Origin of the sequence: Streptomyces sp. IBSBF 3136, from assembly GCF_036815105.1 — a bacterium.
Taxonomy (GTDB): Bacteria; Actinomycetota; Actinomycetes; order Streptomycetales; family Streptomycetaceae; genus Streptomyces.
This window is the reverse complement of the sequence record NZ_JAJSZC010000012.1, coordinates 1-17382: the sequence shown is the minus strand read 5'-3', so window position 1 is coordinate 17382 and position 17382 is coordinate 1. Positions and strand designations below refer to the sequence as shown.

Genomic DNA, 17382 nt, shown 5'->3' with positions numbered 1-17382 from the left:
CCCCTCCTCGACGCCACACGACCAGGAGTCACCCAAGGAGCATCCCGATGACCACGCACCGACGCGCCGCACGGCGTTCCACGGCCGGATACCGCACCTCCCTGCCCTGGCGGATCATCACCAGCGCCGCCCAGTACGTCGACCGCCGCGTCGGCTGGGACAGACTGCCCGTCGTCGCGGGCCTGCTCACGCTCCTCGGCCTGCGGGTCAAGCTGCGGCAGAAGAACCTGTACGACACCGGCGGGCTGCCCGCCGTCGACGAGCCCGAACCCGCGCCGCCGTCCGCGAGCCGACGCGTCGACCGGACCGCCGACGGCAGCCACAACGACCTCACCGAACCGCGCATGGGCATGGCGGGCACCCGCTTCGGCCGGAACATCCCGCTGGAGGCCATCGCCCCGGCCGCGCCCGAGGACGTCCTGTCCGCGCCCAGCCCGCGCGAGGTCAGCCGGGCGCTGCTGACCCGCGACCGGCTCATCGCGGCCGAGTCCGTCAACTCCCTGGTCTCCGCCTGGCTCCAGTTCATGATCCGCGACTGGTTCAGCCACGGCACCAGCCCGACGGACCGGCCCTGGGAGGTCCCCCTGGTGGAGGACGACCCCTGGCCGGAGAACCCGATGCGGATCCTGCGGACCCCGGACGACCCGACCCGTGACCCGCAGGCGCCCCCCGGGACGCCCGACACCCGTGTGAACGTGTCCTCCCACTGGTGGGACGCGTCCCAGATCTACGGGAAGAACGAGACCGAGCAGCAACGGCTGCGCACCGGGCGGCTGGGCAGGCTGCACCTGTGGGACGACGAGCAGGCCCCCGTTCCCTCGGACCCCTCGCAGGACCCCACCCGGGTGCCCGGCTTCTGGCTCGGACTCGCCATGATGCAGGACCTGTTCACCCGGGAGCACAACGCGATCTGCGACCACCTGCACGGCGTCTACCCGTCCTGGGGCGACGAGGAGCTGTTCCAGCGCGCCCGGCTCGTCAACTCCGCGCTGCTCGCCAAGATCCACACCGTGGAGTGGACACCTGCCGTGATCAGCCACCCCACCACCGTCAAGGCGCTGCGCGCCAACTGGTGGGGCATCGCAGGCGAACGCGTCCACGACCTCTTCGGCCGGGTCAGCGAAAGCGAGGTGGTCAGCGGCATCCCCGGTGGCGAGACCGACCACTACGGCGTCCCGTACTCACTCACCGAGGAGTTCGTGGCGGTCTACCGCATGCACCCGCTGATCCGCGACGAGTGGCACCTGCGTTCCGTCGACGACGACTCGTCCCTGCGTGACTGCACGCTGCGGGACATCTCGGGTCCGGGAGCGCTGAAGTTCCTGGAGACCACCCGCATGGCCGACCTGCTCTACAGCTTCGGCACGCTCCACCCGGGTCTGGTCACCCTGCACAACTTCCCGGCGTTCCTACAGGAGTTCGAACGGCCGGACGGGCTTCTTCAGGACCTGGCCGCCACCGACATCCTGCGCTCGCGTGAGCTGGGGGTGCCCCGCTACAACGAGTTCCGGCGGCTGCTGCGGCTGAAGCCCGCCCAGACCTTCACGGAGCTGGCGCACGACCCGGCGTCGGCCCGGCAGATCGAGCGGCTCTACGACGGTGACATCGAGAAGGTCGACCTGATGGTCGGGCTGTACGCGGAGAAGCTCCCGGCCGGATTCGCGTTCAGCGACACGGCGTTCCGCATCTTCATCCTGATGGCGTCACGCCGGCTGAACAGCGACCGGTTCTTCACCACCTACTACACCCCCGAGGTCTACTCCAGGGCCGGCATGGCCTGGATCGACGACAACAGCATGATCACGGTCCTGCTGCGGCACCACCCAGAGCTGCGAACGGCCCTGTCCGGGCTGACCAACGCCTTCGTGCCGTGGCACAGCGCCGCGCGGAAGGACGGCTGAGATGGTGGCCATGGAAAGACTGCGCCAGGAGCGCGCGCACCAGCTGGCGGCGGCCGCCGGGCGGTACCGCGCGAGCAGTGAGGAACGCCGGGACGTGGAGCGGCAGCAGGAGGCCGGCGTCGCCTTCCCGGACTCGCGGCAGGCGCTCGCCGCGCGCGCCACGCGCCTGCTGGACCGGCACGCGGTGCCCGCCGCCATGGCCGTGGAGGCCGTGCGCGCCGAACCACTGGCCGCCCCGGACGCCTACGAGCGCATCCTCGGGGTGTCCAAGGACCTGCAGGCGTGGAGCTTCCTGCCACGCGGCGCCCGGGCGGCGCGCACCGTCGCCCGGATATCGGTGCGGGAGAACGGCCGCGAACTGCCGCTCGGCACCGGCTTCCTGGTGTCGCCGAGGCTGTTGATGACCAATCACCACGTGCTCTCCGATGCGGCGGCGGCCCGGCAGTGCTTCGTCGAGTTCGACGCCCAGGTCACCGTCGACAACACCCCGCAGCCGTCGATCCGGCTCGAACTGGCCCCGGACACGTTCTTCGTGGCCGACCAGCGCCTGGACTTCGCCCTGGTGGCGGTGGCTCCCGGCATGGACGGGCGGCCGCCGGGAGAGGCGTTCGGCTGGAACCGGCTCAGCGCCCAGCCGGGCAAGCTGGTCATCGGCGAACCGGTCAATGTGATCGGCCACCCGATGGGCCGGCTGAAGGAGATCGCGGTCCGCGACAACATGCTCCAGGTGCGGCTCGACGACTTCCTCCAGTACCTGACGGACACCGAACCCGGCAACTCGGGGTCGCCAGTGTTCAACGACCAGTGGGAGGTCGTCGCGCTCCACCACAGCGGGGTGCCGAAGACCGACGAGCAGGGGCGCGTGCTACGCACGGACGGTCAGGTGTGGCAGCCGGGCGACGGCGACGACGCCGTCGACTGGGTGGCCAACGAAGGGGTGCGCGTCAGCTCCATCCTGCGGCACCTGGCGCAGTCGCCGGCCGCCGCCGGGCCGGGTCCGCTGGCGGAGATGGGCGCGGAGTCGGGCCTGGGTGTGACGGAGTCCGCGGCGGCCGCACCGGCGCCCGTGGCCGACGTGACCGTACCGGCCGGCACTCCGGTCGAAGCACCGGCCGAGGCGGCTCCCGGCGCGACGGCCGCCGTGTCCGCGGTCGCGCACACGGGCCTGCGGGCCCGGGCCGGCGCCTTCGGCGGTGAGCGGCATCTGGTCTTCCTGCACGGGCGCTCCCAGCAGCGGAAGGTTCCGGCGGAGCTGCGGGACGAATGGACGGCCGGCCTCAACCAGGGGCTGGTCGCGGCCGGCTTCCCGCCGGTCGACCCGGCCGACGTGTGGTTCCCGTACTACGGGGACCGGCTCGTGGACGCGCTCGCCGCGACCGAGGGCTTGCCCCGGGTCCCCGAGGCCCTGAGCCTCTCCCCCGCCGAGGCGGTGGCCCCGCCCTCGCCCACGGCCCGTGCGGCCTACGAGGAGATGATCGGCGAGGCCGCGCTGCGGTGGAACATGCCCGAGGAGGAGCAGCCGGCCACCGAACGGATCTCGCGGGACGACCTCGTGGGACACCTGCACCGGCAACTGGCCTGGCTGGCCGCACGCAGCGACCTCGACGGGTGGACCATCGCCCTGGTGCTCCGTGACGTGGCCGCCTACCTGGACGACCGGCGGGTCCGCGACGCCGTTCTCGACTCCGTGGCGGAGACGCTTCCGGAGGACGGGGAGATGATCCTCATCAGTCACAGCCTCGGCACGGTGGTCGGCATGGACCTCACCACCCGGCTGTCCCCCGCCCTGCGCACGGTCCACCTCACCACGGTGGGCAGCCCGCTGGGCCTGGACAGCGTGTACCGGAGGCTGCTCATCGGCGGGACCAAGCGCCCCGACGTGGTGGCGGACTGGCTCAACGCGTGGTGCCCGTCCGACGCGGTGGCCATAGGGTGCCCGCTGGCCGACGAGTGGGCCGGCTCGGTGACCGATGTCGCCGTGATCAACGCCCGCGACAAGGCGCACGACATCGCCCAGTACCTGTCCCACCCGGAGGTCGCCGGGGAGATCGCCGGGCACCTCGCACTCGGCCGGGGCCTGTTGACGGCACGGTCCGCCGGAGTCACTTGAGGCCGCTGAGCATGACCCCCCGGATGTAGTACTTCTGCAGCAGCAGGAAGAGGACCAAAACCGGCAGGACGCTCAGGACGAGCCCTGCCATGACGATGGGCATGGTGCGGGCCGGGTCCACGTAGTCCTGGAGGAGCTGGATGCCGACCGGCAGGGTCATCACGTCCGGATTGGCGGTCGAGACGAGCAGGGCCCAGATGTACTCGTTCCAGGCGTCCACGAAGGTGAGCAGCCCGAGGGTGACCAGGACCGGGGTGGTCTGCGGCAGCACGATCCGCCACCAGAGCGCGAACTCACCGGCGCCGTCGATGCGCGCGGCCTCCAGGACCTCGTCGGGAATCGCGACCATGAACTGGCGTGTCAGGAAGATGCCGAACCCGTTGACGAGGAACGGCATCGCCAGCGCCACGATGCTGACGGTGAGGCCCGCGCCGCCGCGCCCGAGCAGGTCGTTGCCGCCCGCCAGCGGCCAGTGGACCAGGATCAGGAAGTGCGGGATGAAGAACAGGAACGGCGGGAACATCATCGTCGACAGCACCAGGCGGAAGACGAAGTCCCGCCCGGGGAAGCGGAGTTTGGCGAGCGCGTAGCCGGCGAGCGACGAGGTGAGCAGCACCGAGCCGGTGATCACGGCGGTGACGACGACGCTGTTGCGGAAGAGCACCGGCAGGTCGAGCTGGTCCACCGCGGCCCGGTAGTTGGCCAGGTCGAACGCCTTGGGCAGGAACCGGTAGGGCAGCGTGCCCGCCTCGTCCGGCCCCTTGAAGGAGGTCGCCACCATGTCGAGGAACGGCACGACCGTGAGCACGGCACCGGTCACGACCAGCAGGTAGGAGAACCAGGGGAAGCGTCGGCGGTTCATGCGTCCTCCCCCGTGCGCCGGAAGATCCACAACTGCGCGAGGGTGACCGCGAGCACCACCACGAACAGCACGAAGGCGGCGGCGCTCGCGGTGCCCCAGTCGCCGTAGCTGAAGGCCTGCCGGTACATCTCCAGCGCGGCCACGTTCGTCGCGTCGCCGGGGCCGCCCTTGGTCATCACGATGATGAGCCCGAACGACTGGAGCCCGGTGAGGAACTGGGTGATGCACACGAACACCAGCGACGGCCGCAGCAGCGGCAGGGTGATCTTCCGGAAGACGGTGAAAGGCCCGGCGCCGTCGAGTGCGGCGGCCTCGTAGTACGACTCGGGAATGGACTTCAGTCCCGCGGTGAGGACCAGGATCGCCGAGCCGACGGAGGCCCAGGCCTGGACGACCACGACCGCGGGCAGCGCGGTGTCCGGGTCCTGGAGGAACGCCACCGAGCCCAGCCCGACGGCGTTCAGGACGCCGTTGACCAGGCCGCCCGGCTCGTACATGTACTTCCACACGTTGCCGACGGCGACGACGGTGGTGACGATCGGCAGGAAGTACAGGGTGCGCCACAGCCCCTGGAAGCGGAGCCGGTCGATGCAGGTGGCGACGGCCACGGAGCCCGTGAGCGCGAGGGCCACGGTGCCGAGCGCGAACAGCAGGGTGTTGGTGAGGATCGGCGTCAGGAACGTCGATCCTTCCGCGAGGAGACCGGTGAAGTTGTCCGGGCCGACCGGGTCGATCCCGGCGAGGTCGAACCCGGCCCAGCGGGACATCGAGAGCAGCAGCGCGAAGCCGAGCGGCAGGATCAGGAAGACGGCGAAGAACAGCAGCGTGGGCGCGAGGAAGAGGTAGGCGACGACGGTCTGGCGGCGCCGGGCCCGACCCCGGCCCGCGACAGCGGGCTCGGGGACGGGTCGGCCGCGCGCCGCACGCTCGGTCGTCTCCGGCGTCAGGACGTTCACCATGACCGGGCCACCTCCTGGTCGACCTGACGGCGGGTGGTGCGCAGGGCCTCGTCGACCGACCGCTGGCCGGTCCACAGCGCCTCGATGTTCTTGCGCAGCAGTGACTTGGCCTGCTGCGCGCCCGGCATGTTCGGTTCCGGCACCGAGTACGCGAGCGCGTCGAGGAAGGGACGCAGGTTGGGATCGCCGCCGCCCGCGCTCAGCAGCGTCCGCATGTCGCCCGCGCGGCCGGTCAGGGAGCCGACCGACACCTGGAGCGCGCTCATCCGGGTGGCGGTCGCACCTCTCGCGGCGGTGCGCACCGGAACTCGGTCGGTGTTGAGCCAGCGCAGGAACTCCCAAGCCTCACGCGGATGTCGGCTGGCCGTGTTGACGCCCAGCATGAAGCCGGTGGAGAGCGTGGCGCGCGGATCGGACGCCTCGGGGACGGGCACCGGCGCGACGCCGACCTCGCGGTAGCCCGCGCCCATCAGGGGCTTCAAGCTCCCGGTCCACCAGCCGGCGCTGACCACCATGGCCACCTGCCCGGACGGGAACGCCTTGTAGACGTTGACGCCGGGTGCGCTGGCGCCCTCGGCGACGAGCCGGTGCTCCAGGTCGAACACGGCCCGGCCGGCCGGTGAGTCGATGGTGGTGCGTCTGCCGTCGGCGGAGACGAAGCGGCCGCCCGCCGCGTTGAGCAGGGCGAGCGTCTGGCCGACGGTGGTGGAGTCGTCGTAGGTCGAAAGACCGAACCCCTGGACCAGTGTGTTGCCGTACCGGTCCCGCCGCGCGGTGCGGTGGGCCGCCTCCTCCAGTTCCCGCCACGTGCGCGGGGGTCCGTCGACGCCCGCCTCGCGCAGCAGTCGCTTGTTGTAGTAGAGGGCGTACGTCTGCACCTCGGTCGGGTAGCCGTAGACCCTGCCGCCGACCGAGGCGGCGCCGACCGCGGCCGCGCCGTATCCGCGCCGGATCTCCTCGGCGTGCTCGGGCGGGGCCGGCCGCAGGACACCCGCCTGCACGAGCTGGCCGTTCCACAGGCAGTACGGGTGGAGGATGTCGGCGCCCTGGCCGGCGGCCTGCCGGACCATGAACGTGGTCAGCAGGTCGGAGAACTCGACCGCCTTGGTGCGCACCTTGACCCGGTCGTGGGTGGCGTTCCACTCGTCGACCGGGCCCTGGAGGGCGTCCTTGAGTTCGCCGCTCGCGTAGTGGGAGAGCAGGGTGAGGACGATCGGGTCGCCGGGTCGCCCGGTGCCCCGGTGGGGCGCGGCGCACGCGGAGGCGAGCAGCGCCGAGGGCAGGGCGAGCGCGAAGCGACGGCGGCCCAGGCCGCCGGCGCGCCGGGCCGGCGTCATCCCGCGGCCTCGCGGCGCAGTACGCGGAAGACCCGGGTGGTGGTGAAGCCGGTCGCGCGGTACAGGTGGGCCGCCGGGGACCGCTCGCCGGTCCACAGGAACCAGGCGCTGTGGCAGCCGCGCGCCCGCATCCGTTCCAGCACCAGGTGCAGCAGGACCTTCCCGAGTCCGGTGCCGCGCATCTCCTCCAGCACGCCGAACGGCCCGAACCGCTCGTCCAGCGAGTCGTACGCGCCGTGCATCGCCCACCCGACCAGGCGGCCGGCGGGGTCCCAGGCGGCCGCGATCCGGTCGAGCGGGGTGCCCGCGGCCAGGCACGCGCGGACGGCGCGCGCCCAGTCCGGGGTGAAGTGGTTCCCGGCGAGGGCGAGGAGCGGCACCAGGTCGTCGTCGGTGGGGGTGGCGAACCGGTGCCCCCGGGCGGTCAGTTCGGCCATACGGCGGACGACGTCCTCCGGGAGGCGGTAGCCGACCAGGCTCCGGTCCATGGCGGCCGCCTCGTACAGGACGCGGAAGCCCAGGGAGTCCAGGAGCTTCCCGGCTTCCGGATAGGTCTCGGCGTCCAGCCCGGGGAGGAGGTAGTGCGGGGTGTACGAGGCGAAGTCCACCCGGGTGCGGCCGTGGCCGTGCAGCCAGTCGAGGGCGTCGGTCAGCAGGCGGCGGCCGAGGCCGTGTCCGCGGGCGGCGGGGTCGACGAAGAAGAACGGGATCCAGCCCTGCTCCGGCTCCAGGTCGGTGCCGGTCATCGGGGTCAGTCTGCGCACCGCGTACGCCGCGCCGACGACCCGGTCACCGTCGAGGGCGACCCGGAGGCCCTCCGGATCGAAGTTGGCGTCGAGGAGCACCAGGGAGCGGAAGCGTTCCGGGGTGACAGGGTCGGCCGGCGCGCTCCGGCGCCAGGTCTCCACCAGCCGCGTCCCGTCGCCCGGCCGGAAACCACGGATCGCGATCCGGAGGGCTCGGGTAGAAGCGGGATCGGCCACGGGCCGGGGTGGTGCCGTGGAAGCGGGACCGGCCACAGGCCCGGATGCCGCGGCGGCAGCGGGACCGGCCACGGGCCCGGAAGGTGCCGTGGAAGCGGGACCGGTCACCGGCCCGGGTGCTGCGGCGGCAGCGGGATCGGCCACGGGCCAGGGTGTCGAGGCGCCAGCGGGACCGGCCACGGGCCCGGGTGCTGCCGTGGAAGCGGGACCGGCCACAGACCCAGGTGCTACGGCGGCAGCGGGACCGGCCACAGGCCCAGGTGCCGCGGCGGCAGCGGGACCGGCCACAGGCCCGGACGCTGCCGTGGAAGCGGGACCGGCCACCGGCCCAGGTGCTGCCGTGGAAGCGGGACCGGCCACCGGCCCAGGTGCTACGGCGGCAGCGGGACCGGTGGGCCGAGCTGCTGCCGTGGAAGCGGGATCGGTCATCGGCGGGGTCGTCCCTCCATACATCCGTTGAGCGGCGGGTCGCGCGGCGGGCAGGAGGTCTCAGGCGTAGAGCAGGGCGGCTTCGCCGGCCCACCGAGCGGGCGGCGCCGGCGGATCGCACAGCGGCAGCGGGTCGTCGCCCGCGTCGACGGTGCGCCGCAGCCGGTCCGACCCCCAGAGCAGGTCGATGAAGTGCCGGTGGCCGGTACCCTCCGCGCCGCCGTCCGTGGTGTGCCAGGCGAAGTCGTCCGGGTAGAGCCGCCGCAGCGTGGCGAGCATCGCGACGGCGGTGCGCACCGGGGCGAAGGTCCGGCGGTCGGTGATGTGCAACTGGACTCCGCGCAGCGGCCGTCCGGCGTACTTGTGGAAGGCCGGTACGAACCACAGATCGCGGAAGCGCACTCCGGGCAGTGCCAGCTCGGCGAGCGCCGGGGCGAACCGAGAGTCGAGGTAGGGCGCCCCGACGGTCTCGAAGGGCTGGGTGGTGCCGCGGCCCTCCGAGAGGTTCGTGCCCTCGAACAGGCAGGTGCCGGGGTAGACGGCGGCGGTGGCGGGCGTAGGGATGTTGGGTGAGGGCGCGACCCAGGGCAGGCCGGTGGCCGCCGCGTCCATGGCCCGCCGCCAGCCGGTGGCCTCGATCACCGTCAGGTCGACGGGGCCGCCCGCCGCTTCGGGCACGGCGGAGGTGTTGAGGTGGCGGGCGAGTTCACCGCAGGTGAGGCCGTGCCGGACGGGGATAGGGGCGCGTCCGACAAAGCTGGCCAGGGCCGGGTCGAGCTGCGGGCCCTCGCTGACGAGTCCGCCGAGCGGGTTCGGCCGGTCGGCGACCACGAACCGTACGCCCGTACGGGCCGCCGAGACCATCAGGTCGAACATGGTCCACACGTAGGTGTAAAACCTGGCCCCGATGTCCTGGAGGTCGTACACCAGGGCGTCGACGCCGCTGTCGATCAGCAGTTTGTCGAGGACTTCGCCGCCGCACCGGTAGGTGTCGAGGACGGGCAGGCCGGTGCCGGGGTCAGGCTGGGCCGCCTCGCTCGCGCCGGCCTGGGCCGACCCGTGCAGCCCGTGCTCGGGACCGAACAGGGCGACCAGGCGCGCACCGGCGTCGAGCAGCGCGGGCGCGGCGGGACGCAGGTCGGGCAGCACACCGGTGTGGTTGGTCACCAGCCCGAGCCGGCCGGGCCCGGCGAGCCCGGGCGACGCGTGCAGACGCGCGATCCCGGGTGTCACCGCGACCCGGCCGTCCGTGCTCATCCTTCGCCCCCGTCTGCCGGTGACCTCTCGAACCACTCGAAGCGGTGCTCGGAAATGTACTGGTACGTCCAGTGATTTCCGAGCAACCGGTGGTTCGTGCCGGGGGTCGCCGTCAGGAGGTTCCGGTCAGCCGACCCGCAGGGTCAGGGCCGCGGTGTGCAGCTTGCCGCCGGTGCGGAACTGGAGGAAGAGGCGCCAGTCGCCGGCCGTGGGCAGGTCCGCGTGGAAGGACAACCCCGGGCCCCCGTGGTCGCCGTGGGCGGTGGTGGTGGGGTGGAGGTGGGCGAAGGCCGCGTCGCCCCGGTGGAAGGCGGTCAGGTGGGCGTAGGTGTCCAGGTAGGGCTGGAGATCGGTGACGGGCTTGCCGTCCTTGGTGATGCGCACGGCCAGCGGGTGGGGCATGCCGGCCATGGGCTCGCCGGACACGGTGACGGTGTAGCCGTCGACCCGGGTCGAGTGCGCCGCCGGGGGCAGCGCGGCCGAGGTGGCCTCGCCGGGGACGGTGACGGTCCGGCTGAGGACGAAGTCCTCGCCCTCGCCGCTTCCACCGCCGGGGGTGAAGGAGGCGAACATGCGCCAGGAGCCCGGGGCCAGGGCGGCCGGCTCGGCCGTCCACGTGCCGTCGGGGGCCATCGTGGGATGGAGGTGCTGGAAGCCCGTCAGGTCGGAGCGGACGGCGTAGAAGTGCATGCGCTTGGTCTGCTCGGGGGCGAAGCGGGTGACGGCCTTGCCGTCCGGGCCCGTGATCGTGAACCGGTACGGAGCCGCCCTGCCGGCCTTCAGGGTGGCGTCGGGGCTGGTGAAGCGGTAGCCCTCGACGCTGTCGGTCAGTCCGTCGCCGGTGACGGACCGCCCCATGCCGGGCATGCCGCTCATGGAGGAGCCGTGACCGGCAGGGGTGGTCGGCGACGCGCTGCCGCCGTGGTGCATGCCGGGCATGGACGAGTCGTGGGACGAGTCCGCGGACGAGCCGCACGCTGCCAGGGCGAGCGTCAGGGCGGCCGCGGCACCTGCCGCCGTGAGGGCCCGCTTGCGTGGGGTGGGTCGGGTGGAAGCGATCATCGTTGTTCGAGGTTCCCTCCGGGTGGCGCACCACGCGGGGTGCGCGATGTGGGCAGGACCGTGCGTCCGGAAGACCCGCCGGCGGCGGGTTCCGGTGCGGTCCGCTCACGTCCTCGCGACGCACACCTGGAGCAGGAGACGGCGCCCACTCGGTGGGCCGCGCCGCCGGGTCCCGTCGGGGTCCCACGCCCAGCGCAGGCCCCGGGCCGCGAGCGCCGCGAGCGCGATCACGCCGACGAGGGGCGCCAGGGGCACCGGGATGCCGCCCGGGGCGGGAACGGCGACGCACAGCGTCCCGCTGTGACTCGCGCCGGGCCCGGCGGCCTGGGGCCGGGCGGCGTCCGGCCGCGGCGGCGTCGTCCGCTCGGACATGGCCGGAACGGTGTGACTCACGTCGGCCGTGACAGCCATGCCCATGGCGCCGTGACAGCCGCCCGCCGCGGTCGCGGGGGCTCCGTGCATGAGGAAGAGACCGAACAGGAGCGCGCACACGGCCCAGAGCCGGGTGATGCCCGGCTGGCGTGCGGGTGTGCTGCCGCGCATGGTCGCGCGTCCTCCGTTCCCTGCGGTCTCCCAAAGAGGCGGGCGCCCCCGAAGACCATACCCCATACCCGCTAGGGGTACCGGTCACTCGTCTCCGAGACGACCGAAGGCTGCTCGGCGCGGTCGCCGACGACTCGAGCAAGTCGTAGGACGGACAACGGAGTTTGTCCGTGTCTCGCGCCTGCTTTCCTGGTTGACTGGTCATGACCGCCGGACTGCGACTTAATGTCGGCATGAAGTCAACCGACGCCGAAGACGACCTGAGCATCGGGGGTCTCGCCGGCCGCTACGCCCTGGCCACACACGTCCTGCGGCACTGGGAGGCGAGAGGACTGCTGGCACCGGCCCGTGACCAGGCGGGGCGGCGGCGCTTCACGGCCGCCGACGTCACCCGGGTCGCCGTGATCCTGAGGGCCAAGGAAGCCGGTCTGCCGCTCGAGACCATCCGCTCCCTGACCTCCACCGGTGACCCGGAAGCCCGGCACGCGGTACTGAAGCGGGAGGCGGAAGCCCTGCGGCAGCGGATCGCCGCGGCCCAGGCGTCCCTCGAACTCATCGAGTGCGCACTGCGGTGCGACCACGACGACTTCACCCAGTGCCCGCACTACCGGCAGACGATCACCGAACGCGTCGGCGGCGACTGAGCACACGGCCCGGCCCCGACCGCTTCGGTGGTCGGGGCCAGGCCGTACGGCGCCCTCAGCGGGGAACCGGTGTCGCTCCCGCCTCGGTGCCCGCGGACGGGCGCGAGCTCGCCTGCCGGGCGGTCCTCGGGACGAGTACCCGCTCGGCCAGCGGCCCGAAGACGAGCCCGAAGGCCGTCCACAAGGTCAGCTGGATGGTCAGGGCCGCCAGCCGGAACTGCCAGAGCAGGGTGGCCGAGAAGTCCTTCGGGACCTCGTTGACGGTCGGCAGGAACGCGTACGCCAACCCGGCCGCCAGGACGAAGAACGCCCCCGCGGCCAGCGTCGCGTTCCAGTTGCCCAGGCGCGGTGCGAGACGCTTGCCGAGCATCACGGTGGCGATCGCCAGCAGCACGCTGAGCAGCATCATGAGGAAGTACAGGGTGGTGCGCTCGCCGATGGTGTCGGGGTCGCCCACGGAGGGCGGGTTGGCCGGGTACTTCAGGAACGGCACGACATAGACCGTGAGCAGGCCGGCCGCGGCCAGGAGCAGCGCGCTCGCGCGCGGCCCGAAGCGGCCGATGCGGCCCAGCGCGAAGCAGAACGCGAGGGCGGCGATGCCGCCGAACGCGACCCCGTAGACGAGGACGCCGGTGGCCAGGCCACCGGTGGACTGCATCGTGCGGCTCACGACTTCCATGCCGTGTTCGTGGGAGTGCGCCTCTTCGTAGGCGATGGCCGAGTCGACACGCGGCTCACCGAGGAAGTAGGCGACGACGAGGGCGAGCAGGCCCGCGGCGAGTCCCGCGAGCATGCCACGCACCAGCAGATTTCGGACAGTTGCCGAGTTCATGGACGGACCTGGTCCGGGTGCCGTCAGTGGCAGGGGAAGCCGAGCAGGTGGCGGGCGTCGTGCACCCACTCGTGGACGTCCGTGCCGGACATCACCGAGGTGGCGCCCTGCTCGGCGCCGACGAAGTAGAGCAGGACGAGCATCAGGATGCCGAAGAAGACCGCCCAGGGGGCGATCGCGCCGATCGGCAGCTTGGCGGGGGTGGCGGTGGGGACTGTGGTCGGCTGGGCGACGGACTGCGCCATGGCAGAACCTCCTGGGGAACTCGCGTCCCGTCTCGGTGGTGCACAGGACAACGGGGGCGGGTCTGACTTGCCCGGCCCGCACCGCGAGCGGCGTGGGCGAGGCATACAGTGGCGCGACCGTGCCGGATTCCCACCGGCTTCCGCGTTCCGTCATCTATTTCGCCCAGAAGGTACCGCGAAGCGGAGGCACGGCCAAGAGCGCACGGGGGGCTCGCAGGCGCTCCCCGGGCGTCCTCGCCTTCCGATTCCCTGTGGTTGCAGGGCCGTCGACCGCGAAAGTGAGCACGTGACCAGCCGAGTGATCTTGATCTCACCAGCGATGAGCGCGGCGCTGCGCGAGGCCCGCTTCGACGACGGGTGCCCTCTGGAGGACGGCGGCGCGGCCCGGGCCCGTTCCGCCGCGGGGGTGCTCCCGCGGGCCGCGCGTGCGCTGGCGGCTCCGGGTGCGCGCTGCCGGCAGACCGCCTCGGCGCTCGGTCTCGACGCGGAGGACGCGCCCGAGCTGGCCGGTCTCGACGTGGGCCGCTGGCGGGGCCGGACACTCGCCGAGGTGAGCGCCGCCGAGCCGGAGGCGGTGGCCGGGTGGCTGTCCGACCCTGCGGCGGCACCGCACGGCGGGGAGTCGGTGCGGGGGTTGTGCGAGCGGATCGCGGCCTGGATGGCGGAGGCGGCGCGGTTGTCCGGCCGTACCGTCGCGGTGGTCGAACCGGACGTCGTACGAGCGGTGACCGTCCGGGCGCTGGGAGCACCCGAGGCGGCCTTCTGGCGGATCGACGTACCGCCGTTGCACGCGGTCGAGTTCAGCGGCCGCGCGGGCCGCTGGAACCTGACTCCCGGCAGGCCCCTCGACCGGCAGCACGACCACTGAGCGAGCGCGTACGGCGGTCGGCGGTCGGCGGCCACTCGGCATGAGCGGCGGCCACCGCCCCGGTCCGCCTCAGCTGCCGCCCACGCCCAGCGCTGCCAGCAGGACGAGTACCAGGGTCGCGGCGCCCAGCAGGCCGTGGGCGGCCACCACGGGGACCGGCAGGTGCCGTTCCGCCGGGGTGGTCTCCTCTCCGCCGGCGGGGGTGGCGGTGCGGTACACCGGCACCCAGCGGGCGAACATCGCGAAGCCGAGCAGGGCGACGGCGACGAGGACGCCGAAGGACGTCCAGGCCAGGGCCGACCGGTCAGCGGCGAGGTAGACGATCCACACGACCAGCCCGGCCGCCGCGAGCAGGAAGTGCCCGAAGACGAGCGGAGCCGGGAAGCGGGTCGTCCCGGTCCGCTGCTGCCGCAGGCCGCCGCGGGAGATCCAGCGGGCCAGGAGCACGAATCCGCCGAGGGCGGTGACCACCCAGGCGGCGAGAGCGGCGACGTCCATGTCGTCCTCCAGGGTTGCGGGGTACGGGATTTCGGAGGTCGGGCGCCCTCAGCGACCGGGCGCCGTGCGGTATCCCTCGGCCTGGACGGCCTCCTCCGCCACACGGACGCCGTAGCGGTAGGCGAGCTTGCCACCGAGGTAGCCGGACAGGCCGAGGACGGCGAGCGCGCCGACGGAGAGCGCCAGTTGCCCGTATCCGACCCCCCGCCCCTCGGGGTACCCGCCGCTCTGCCGCCAGGCGAAGCCGGCCGCGTACGCGACGGTGACCGCCAGGTTCAGCGCCATGTGGGTCAGGCCCGTGCGGAAGGCCGGGGTGCCGGTGGGGATGGCGAACAGGTCGAGGAAGCCGACGCACGCCGCGGCCAGCGCCCCGAGCACGCCGATGGCGATCAGCCAGGCGGACCCGTGGGTCAGGAAGGCGGGCCGGCCGACGGTCCGGGAGGCGATGTCGAAGACCAGGCTGGACACCCAGGCGCCGATCGGCACGGTGACCAGGATGGGGTGGAACGGATGTCCGTACGGTCCCGCGAGGGCGCCGCTGACCGGCCGCTTCGCCTGGTGGAGGTCCTTGAGATCGGTGTTCACGGTCATACGGCACCTCGTCCCTGAGCTGCCCCCGGTTATTTCACCAATAATTGTTCGCCTTATTCGGCGGGCAGGTCAAGGGGCGCGTCGCCGCGCGGGAGGAGCCCGTGCGGCGCGGTCGCCCCGGCGGTCACATGCCGCGCAGGACGACCAGGAGAACCAGGAGCACCGTGGCGCCGGCGCTCATGCCGTGGGCGACCACGGCGGTCAGCGGGAAGTGCCGCTCGGCGGTGGCCGCGCCCTGCGAATGGCGCCCGGAGCTGGGCATCCAGCGCAGCAGCATCATGAAGCCGAAGGCGGCCACGATCAGGACGACGGCGCACGCCGCCCAGGCCGAACTCCTGACGTCGCCCAGCAGGTACGCGGTCCAGGCGGCGAGCCCGGCGACGGCGAGCGCCACATGGCCGAGGACCAGCCACAGCGGCAGCCGTGTCACACCGGGCGTGCGCTGCCTCAGCCCGCCGTGACGGATCCACACGGTGGCGAGGTAGCCGCCCAGACCCGCGGTCAGCAGCCAAGCGCACAGAACGAAGACACGCATTCGCCTCGCCCCCTGTCCCTGTCCGGGCCGCCCCGTCCCGGCGGGGCGGCGGGCCTCAGGACACCGCAACGGACGGGGAGCAGCCCGGACATCCATCCATCGATTCACCCGTAGGTGTGAATGGTGCGGCGAACCACGTGCGGATGGGCCCTGCGGCCCCGCGCGTTCCGACCCGGCTCACACAACGCCCGGTCCAGGCCGGTGCGCGTGCTCATCCGGACAGCCACGCCTCCGTGATCGCCAGGGCCGCCGCCATGATGCTCACCTGCGGGTTCACCTGGGGGCAGCTGGGGAGCGCGGAGGCGTCCGCGACCAGTACGCCGCGCACCCCGCGCAGGCGTCCCCACGGGTCGGCCGGGAAGCGCTCCGGGCTCGCGCCCGCGGCGACGGTACCGGTGGGGTGGTACGCCGACAGGTGCAGCTGTCGCGCGCTCGTGCCGGCGAGGACGGTGTCCAGCTCCGCGAGACTTCGCACCCTGGGCGCGGTGGGGATGCCGGTGAGGACTTCCTCGGCACCGGCGGCGAACAGCAGCTCCCCCATCGCGCGGACCGCCCGCAGCAGACGGCCCGCGTCGCGGCGGTCGAGGTCGTAGCGGAGCAGGGTGCGGTCGCGGCCGAGGACACGGCCTGAGGGACGGTCGGCGATCATGGCGCCGAGCGTGGCGAGCCGGTCGGCGCTCTCCAGTTCGCGGCGCAGCTCGGCGCCCAGCCCGGGGAGGACGAAGGAGCCCATGCCGGGCGGGGTGGCGGTGGCCTCGATGAGGACGCCGTGCGCGTGGTGCTCCTCCACGCCGACGCTCTGCAGCACGCCTTCCCAGGCGGTGACCGGTTCGGCGAAGCGTCCGGCGACACTCGTGGCGGGATGGACGCTGAGGTTGCGGCCCAGGCGCGGATGGCGGCCGAGGCCGGAGCGGCGCAGCAGCGGCGGCGACTGCGTGGCACCCGCGGCGACGACGACCAGGGGCGCGAGGATCTCGAAGGCGGCGCCGTCCTGCCCGTGCGCGCGTACGCCTGCCGCGCGAGGGCCGCCGGGCCGGTCGGCGTCGACGAGGACGCGCTCGGCCCGCGCACCGGTGACGATGCGTGCCCCGGCGGCGCAGGCGCCGGGCAGCACCGAGAGCTGCACGCTCTGTTTGGCGCCGGTCGGGCAGCCCACCACGCATTGACAGGAGCCCTGGCAGCCGGGTGCGTTGCGGCGCAACGGCGCTGCCCGCCAGCCGAGTTCACGGGCCCCGGCGAGTGCGATACGACCGTTGTCGCCGAGGACGTCGACGGGTTGGACGGCGACGCGCAGGGTGCGCTCCACCTCGTCCAGGTGCCGGTCGAAGCCGTCGGCGAGCGCGCAACCGAACTCACGCGTCCAGCGCGCCAGGACGTGGGCCGGAGTGCGGTAGCAGGTACCGGAGTTGACGACGGTGGTGCCGCCGACGGCCCGGCCCACAGGCAGCAGCAGTGGCGGGTCGCCGACGGCGACGGTGGCTCCGCCGTCCCGGTAGAGCTCGGTGAACCGGTCCAGGGGCGTTCGGTCTCCGAACGACTCGGTGGAGTGGTGCTGTCCTTCTTCGACTACGACGACGTCGAGTCCGGCCCGGGCCAGCGTGCGGGCGGCCGTCGCCCCGCCCGCGCCCGAGCCGATGACCACCGCGTCGGCCGTGGAGCGAGCGGGCCAGTCGGCGGCGGGGGTCAGATCCAGCGGTGGATCGGGCCGGGCGGGGCGGCGTGGGGC

17 protein-coding genes and 1 riboswitch are annotated in these 17382 nt (G+C 73.0%); of the genes, 4 read left to right on the top strand and 13 right to left on the bottom strand.

Translation table 11 applies throughout. The features are described from left to right. Positions 1-47: 47 nt before the first annotated feature. Positions 48-1901: a peroxidase family protein gene (locus tag V7E45_RS04405; protein ID WP_333772729.1), complete on the top strand. Its 1854-nt coding sequence runs from the start codon at positions 48-50 to the stop codon at positions 1899-1901. 1 nt (position 1902) lies between these two features. Further along, on the top strand, positions 1903-4011 hold the full coding sequence (locus tag V7E45_RS04400) for a trypsin-like serine peptidase (protein ID WP_333772728.1): 2109 nt from the start codon (positions 1903-1905) through the stop codon (positions 4009-4011). Here the strand turns inward: V7E45_RS04400 and V7E45_RS04395 are convergent. From V7E45_RS04395 to V7E45_RS04365, 7 genes are all read right to left on the bottom strand, one after another. After that, a complete protein-coding gene (locus V7E45_RS04395; RefSeq protein ID WP_333772727.1) occupies positions 4004-4873 on the bottom strand; it encodes a carbohydrate ABC transporter permease in 870 nt (289 codons plus the stop codon). The genes V7E45_RS04400 and V7E45_RS04395 overlap by 8 nt on opposite strands. Then, positions 4870-5832 (bottom strand): carbohydrate ABC transporter permease, encoded by a 963-nt coding sequence (locus V7E45_RS04390; RefSeq protein WP_333772726.1) that lies wholly within the window; start codon positions 5830-5832, stop codon positions 4870-4872. The genes V7E45_RS04395 and V7E45_RS04390 overlap by 4 nt, the downstream gene beginning before the upstream one ends. After that, positions 5826-7169: an ABC transporter substrate-binding protein gene (locus V7E45_RS04385; protein WP_333772725.1), complete on the bottom strand. Its 1344-nt coding sequence runs from the start codon at positions 7167-7169 to the stop codon at positions 5826-5828. The genes V7E45_RS04390 and V7E45_RS04385 overlap by 7 nt, the downstream gene beginning before the upstream one ends. Then, positions 7166-8077 (bottom strand): GNAT family N-acetyltransferase, encoded by a 912-nt coding sequence (locus tag V7E45_RS04380; protein WP_333772724.1) that lies wholly within the window; start codon positions 8075-8077, stop codon positions 7166-7168. The genes V7E45_RS04385 and V7E45_RS04380 overlap by 4 nt, the downstream gene beginning before the upstream one ends. Before the next feature lie 564 nt (positions 8078-8641). Further along, positions 8642-9838 (bottom strand): exo-beta-N-acetylmuramidase NamZ family protein, encoded by a 1197-nt coding sequence (locus V7E45_RS04375; protein WP_333772723.1) that lies wholly within the window; start codon positions 9836-9838, stop codon positions 8642-8644. Between the two features lie 126 nt (positions 9839-9964). Continuing rightward, positions 9965-10900: a hypothetical protein gene (locus V7E45_RS04370; RefSeq protein WP_333772722.1), complete on the bottom strand. Its 936-nt coding sequence runs from the start codon at positions 10898-10900 to the stop codon at positions 9965-9967. Positions 10901-11005: 105 nt separating this feature from the next. Continuing rightward, complete coding sequence (locus V7E45_RS04365; RefSeq protein WP_333772721.1) at positions 11006-11443, bottom strand: DUF6153 family protein; 438 nt, start codon at positions 11441-11443, stop codon at positions 11006-11008. 233 nt (positions 11444-11676) lie between these two features. On the opposite strand from V7E45_RS04365, the gene V7E45_RS04360 reads away from it, so the two are divergent. Beyond that, a complete protein-coding gene (locus tag V7E45_RS04360) occupies positions 11677-12087 on the top strand; it encodes a MerR family transcriptional regulator (protein ID WP_333772720.1) in 411 nt (136 codons plus the stop codon). Between the two features lie 55 nt (positions 12088-12142). Here V7E45_RS04360 and V7E45_RS04355 read toward each other — a convergent pair whose 3' ends face one another. After that, a complete protein-coding gene (locus V7E45_RS04355) occupies positions 12143-12919 on the bottom strand; it encodes a CbtA family protein (RefSeq protein WP_333772719.1) in 777 nt (258 codons plus the stop codon). 23 nt (positions 12920-12942) lie between these two features. Beyond that, complete coding sequence (locus V7E45_RS04350) at positions 12943-13164, bottom strand: CbtB domain-containing protein (protein ID WP_317447048.1); 222 nt, start codon at positions 13162-13164, stop codon at positions 12943-12945. A gap of 38 nt (positions 13165-13202) precedes the next feature. Next, positions 13203-13346: riboswitch (cobalamin riboswitch) on the bottom strand. A gap of 104 nt (positions 13347-13450) precedes the next feature. Here V7E45_RS04350 and V7E45_RS04345 point away from each other — a divergent pair. Next, positions 13451-14032: a histidine phosphatase family protein gene (locus tag V7E45_RS04345; protein WP_333772718.1), complete on the top strand. Its 582-nt coding sequence runs from the start codon at positions 13451-13453 to the stop codon at positions 14030-14032. 69 nt (positions 14033-14101) lie between these two features. On the opposite strand, the gene V7E45_RS04340 is transcribed toward V7E45_RS04345, so the two are convergent. From V7E45_RS04340 to V7E45_RS04325, 4 genes are all read right to left on the bottom strand, one after another. Next, entirely contained in the window at positions 14102-14530 is a 429-nt protein-coding gene (locus tag V7E45_RS04340; protein ID WP_333772717.1) for a hypothetical protein, read from the bottom strand. A 48-nt stretch (positions 14531-14578) separates the two neighbouring features. Beyond that, a complete protein-coding gene (locus tag V7E45_RS04335) occupies positions 14579-15121 on the bottom strand; it encodes a DUF2231 domain-containing protein (protein ID WP_333772716.1) in 543 nt (180 codons plus the stop codon). Positions 15122-15245: 124 nt separating this feature from the next. Beyond that, positions 15246-15656 (bottom strand): hypothetical protein, encoded by a 411-nt coding sequence (locus V7E45_RS04330; protein ID WP_333772715.1) that lies wholly within the window; start codon positions 15654-15656, stop codon positions 15246-15248. Between the two features lie 211 nt (positions 15657-15867). Next, positions 15868-17382 (bottom strand): GMC family oxidoreductase (locus V7E45_RS04325; protein ID WP_333772714.1); only part of this gene is annotated, 1515 nt, incomplete at its 5' end.

Coding starts and splice junctions, on each gene's coding strand:
- V7E45_RS04405 (WP_333772729.1), top strand. CDS start 48: ATGACCACGCACCGACGCGCCGCACGGCGTTCCACGGCCGGATACCGC.
- V7E45_RS04400 (WP_333772728.1), top strand. CDS start 1,903: ATGGTGGCCATGGAAAGACTGCGCCAGGAGCGCGCGCACCAGCTGGCG.
- V7E45_RS04395 (WP_333772727.1), bottom strand. CDS start 4,873: ATGAACCGCCGACGCTTCCCCTGGTTCTCCTACCTGCTGGTCGTGACC.
- V7E45_RS04390 (WP_333772726.1), bottom strand. CDS start 5,832: ATGGTGAACGTCCTGACGCCGGAGACGACCGAGCGTGCGGCGCGCGGC.
- V7E45_RS04385 (WP_333772725.1), bottom strand. CDS start 7,169: ATGACGCCGGCCCGGCGCGCCGGCGGCCTGGGCCGCCGTCGCTTCGCG.
- V7E45_RS04375 (WP_333772723.1), bottom strand. CDS start 9,838: ATGAGCACGGACGGCCGGGTCGCGGTGACACCCGGGATCGCGCGTCTG.
- V7E45_RS04370 (WP_333772722.1), bottom strand. CDS start 10,900: ATGATCGCTTCCACCCGACCCACCCCACGCAAGCGGGCCCTCACGGCG.
- V7E45_RS04365 (WP_333772721.1), bottom strand. CDS start 11,443: ATGCGCGGCAGCACACCCGCACGCCAGCCGGGCATCACCCGGCTCTGG.
- V7E45_RS04360 (WP_333772720.1), top strand. CDS start 11,677: ATGAAGTCAACCGACGCCGAAGACGACCTGAGCATCGGGGGTCTCGCC.
- V7E45_RS04355 (WP_333772719.1), bottom strand. CDS start 12,919: ATGAACTCGGCAACTGTCCGAAATCTGCTGGTGCGTGGCATGCTCGCG.
- V7E45_RS04350 (WP_317447048.1), bottom strand. CDS start 13,164: ATGGCGCAGTCCGTCGCCCAGCCGACCACAGTCCCCACCGCCACCCCC.
- V7E45_RS04340 (WP_333772717.1), bottom strand. CDS start 14,530: ATGGACGTCGCCGCTCTCGCCGCCTGGGTGGTCACCGCCCTCGGCGGA.
- V7E45_RS04335 (WP_333772716.1), bottom strand. CDS start 15,121: ATGACCGTGAACACCGATCTCAAGGACCTCCACCAGGCGAAGCGGCCG.
- V7E45_RS04330 (WP_333772715.1), bottom strand. CDS start 15,656: ATGCGTGTCTTCGTTCTGTGCGCTTGGCTGCTGACCGCGGGTCTGGGC.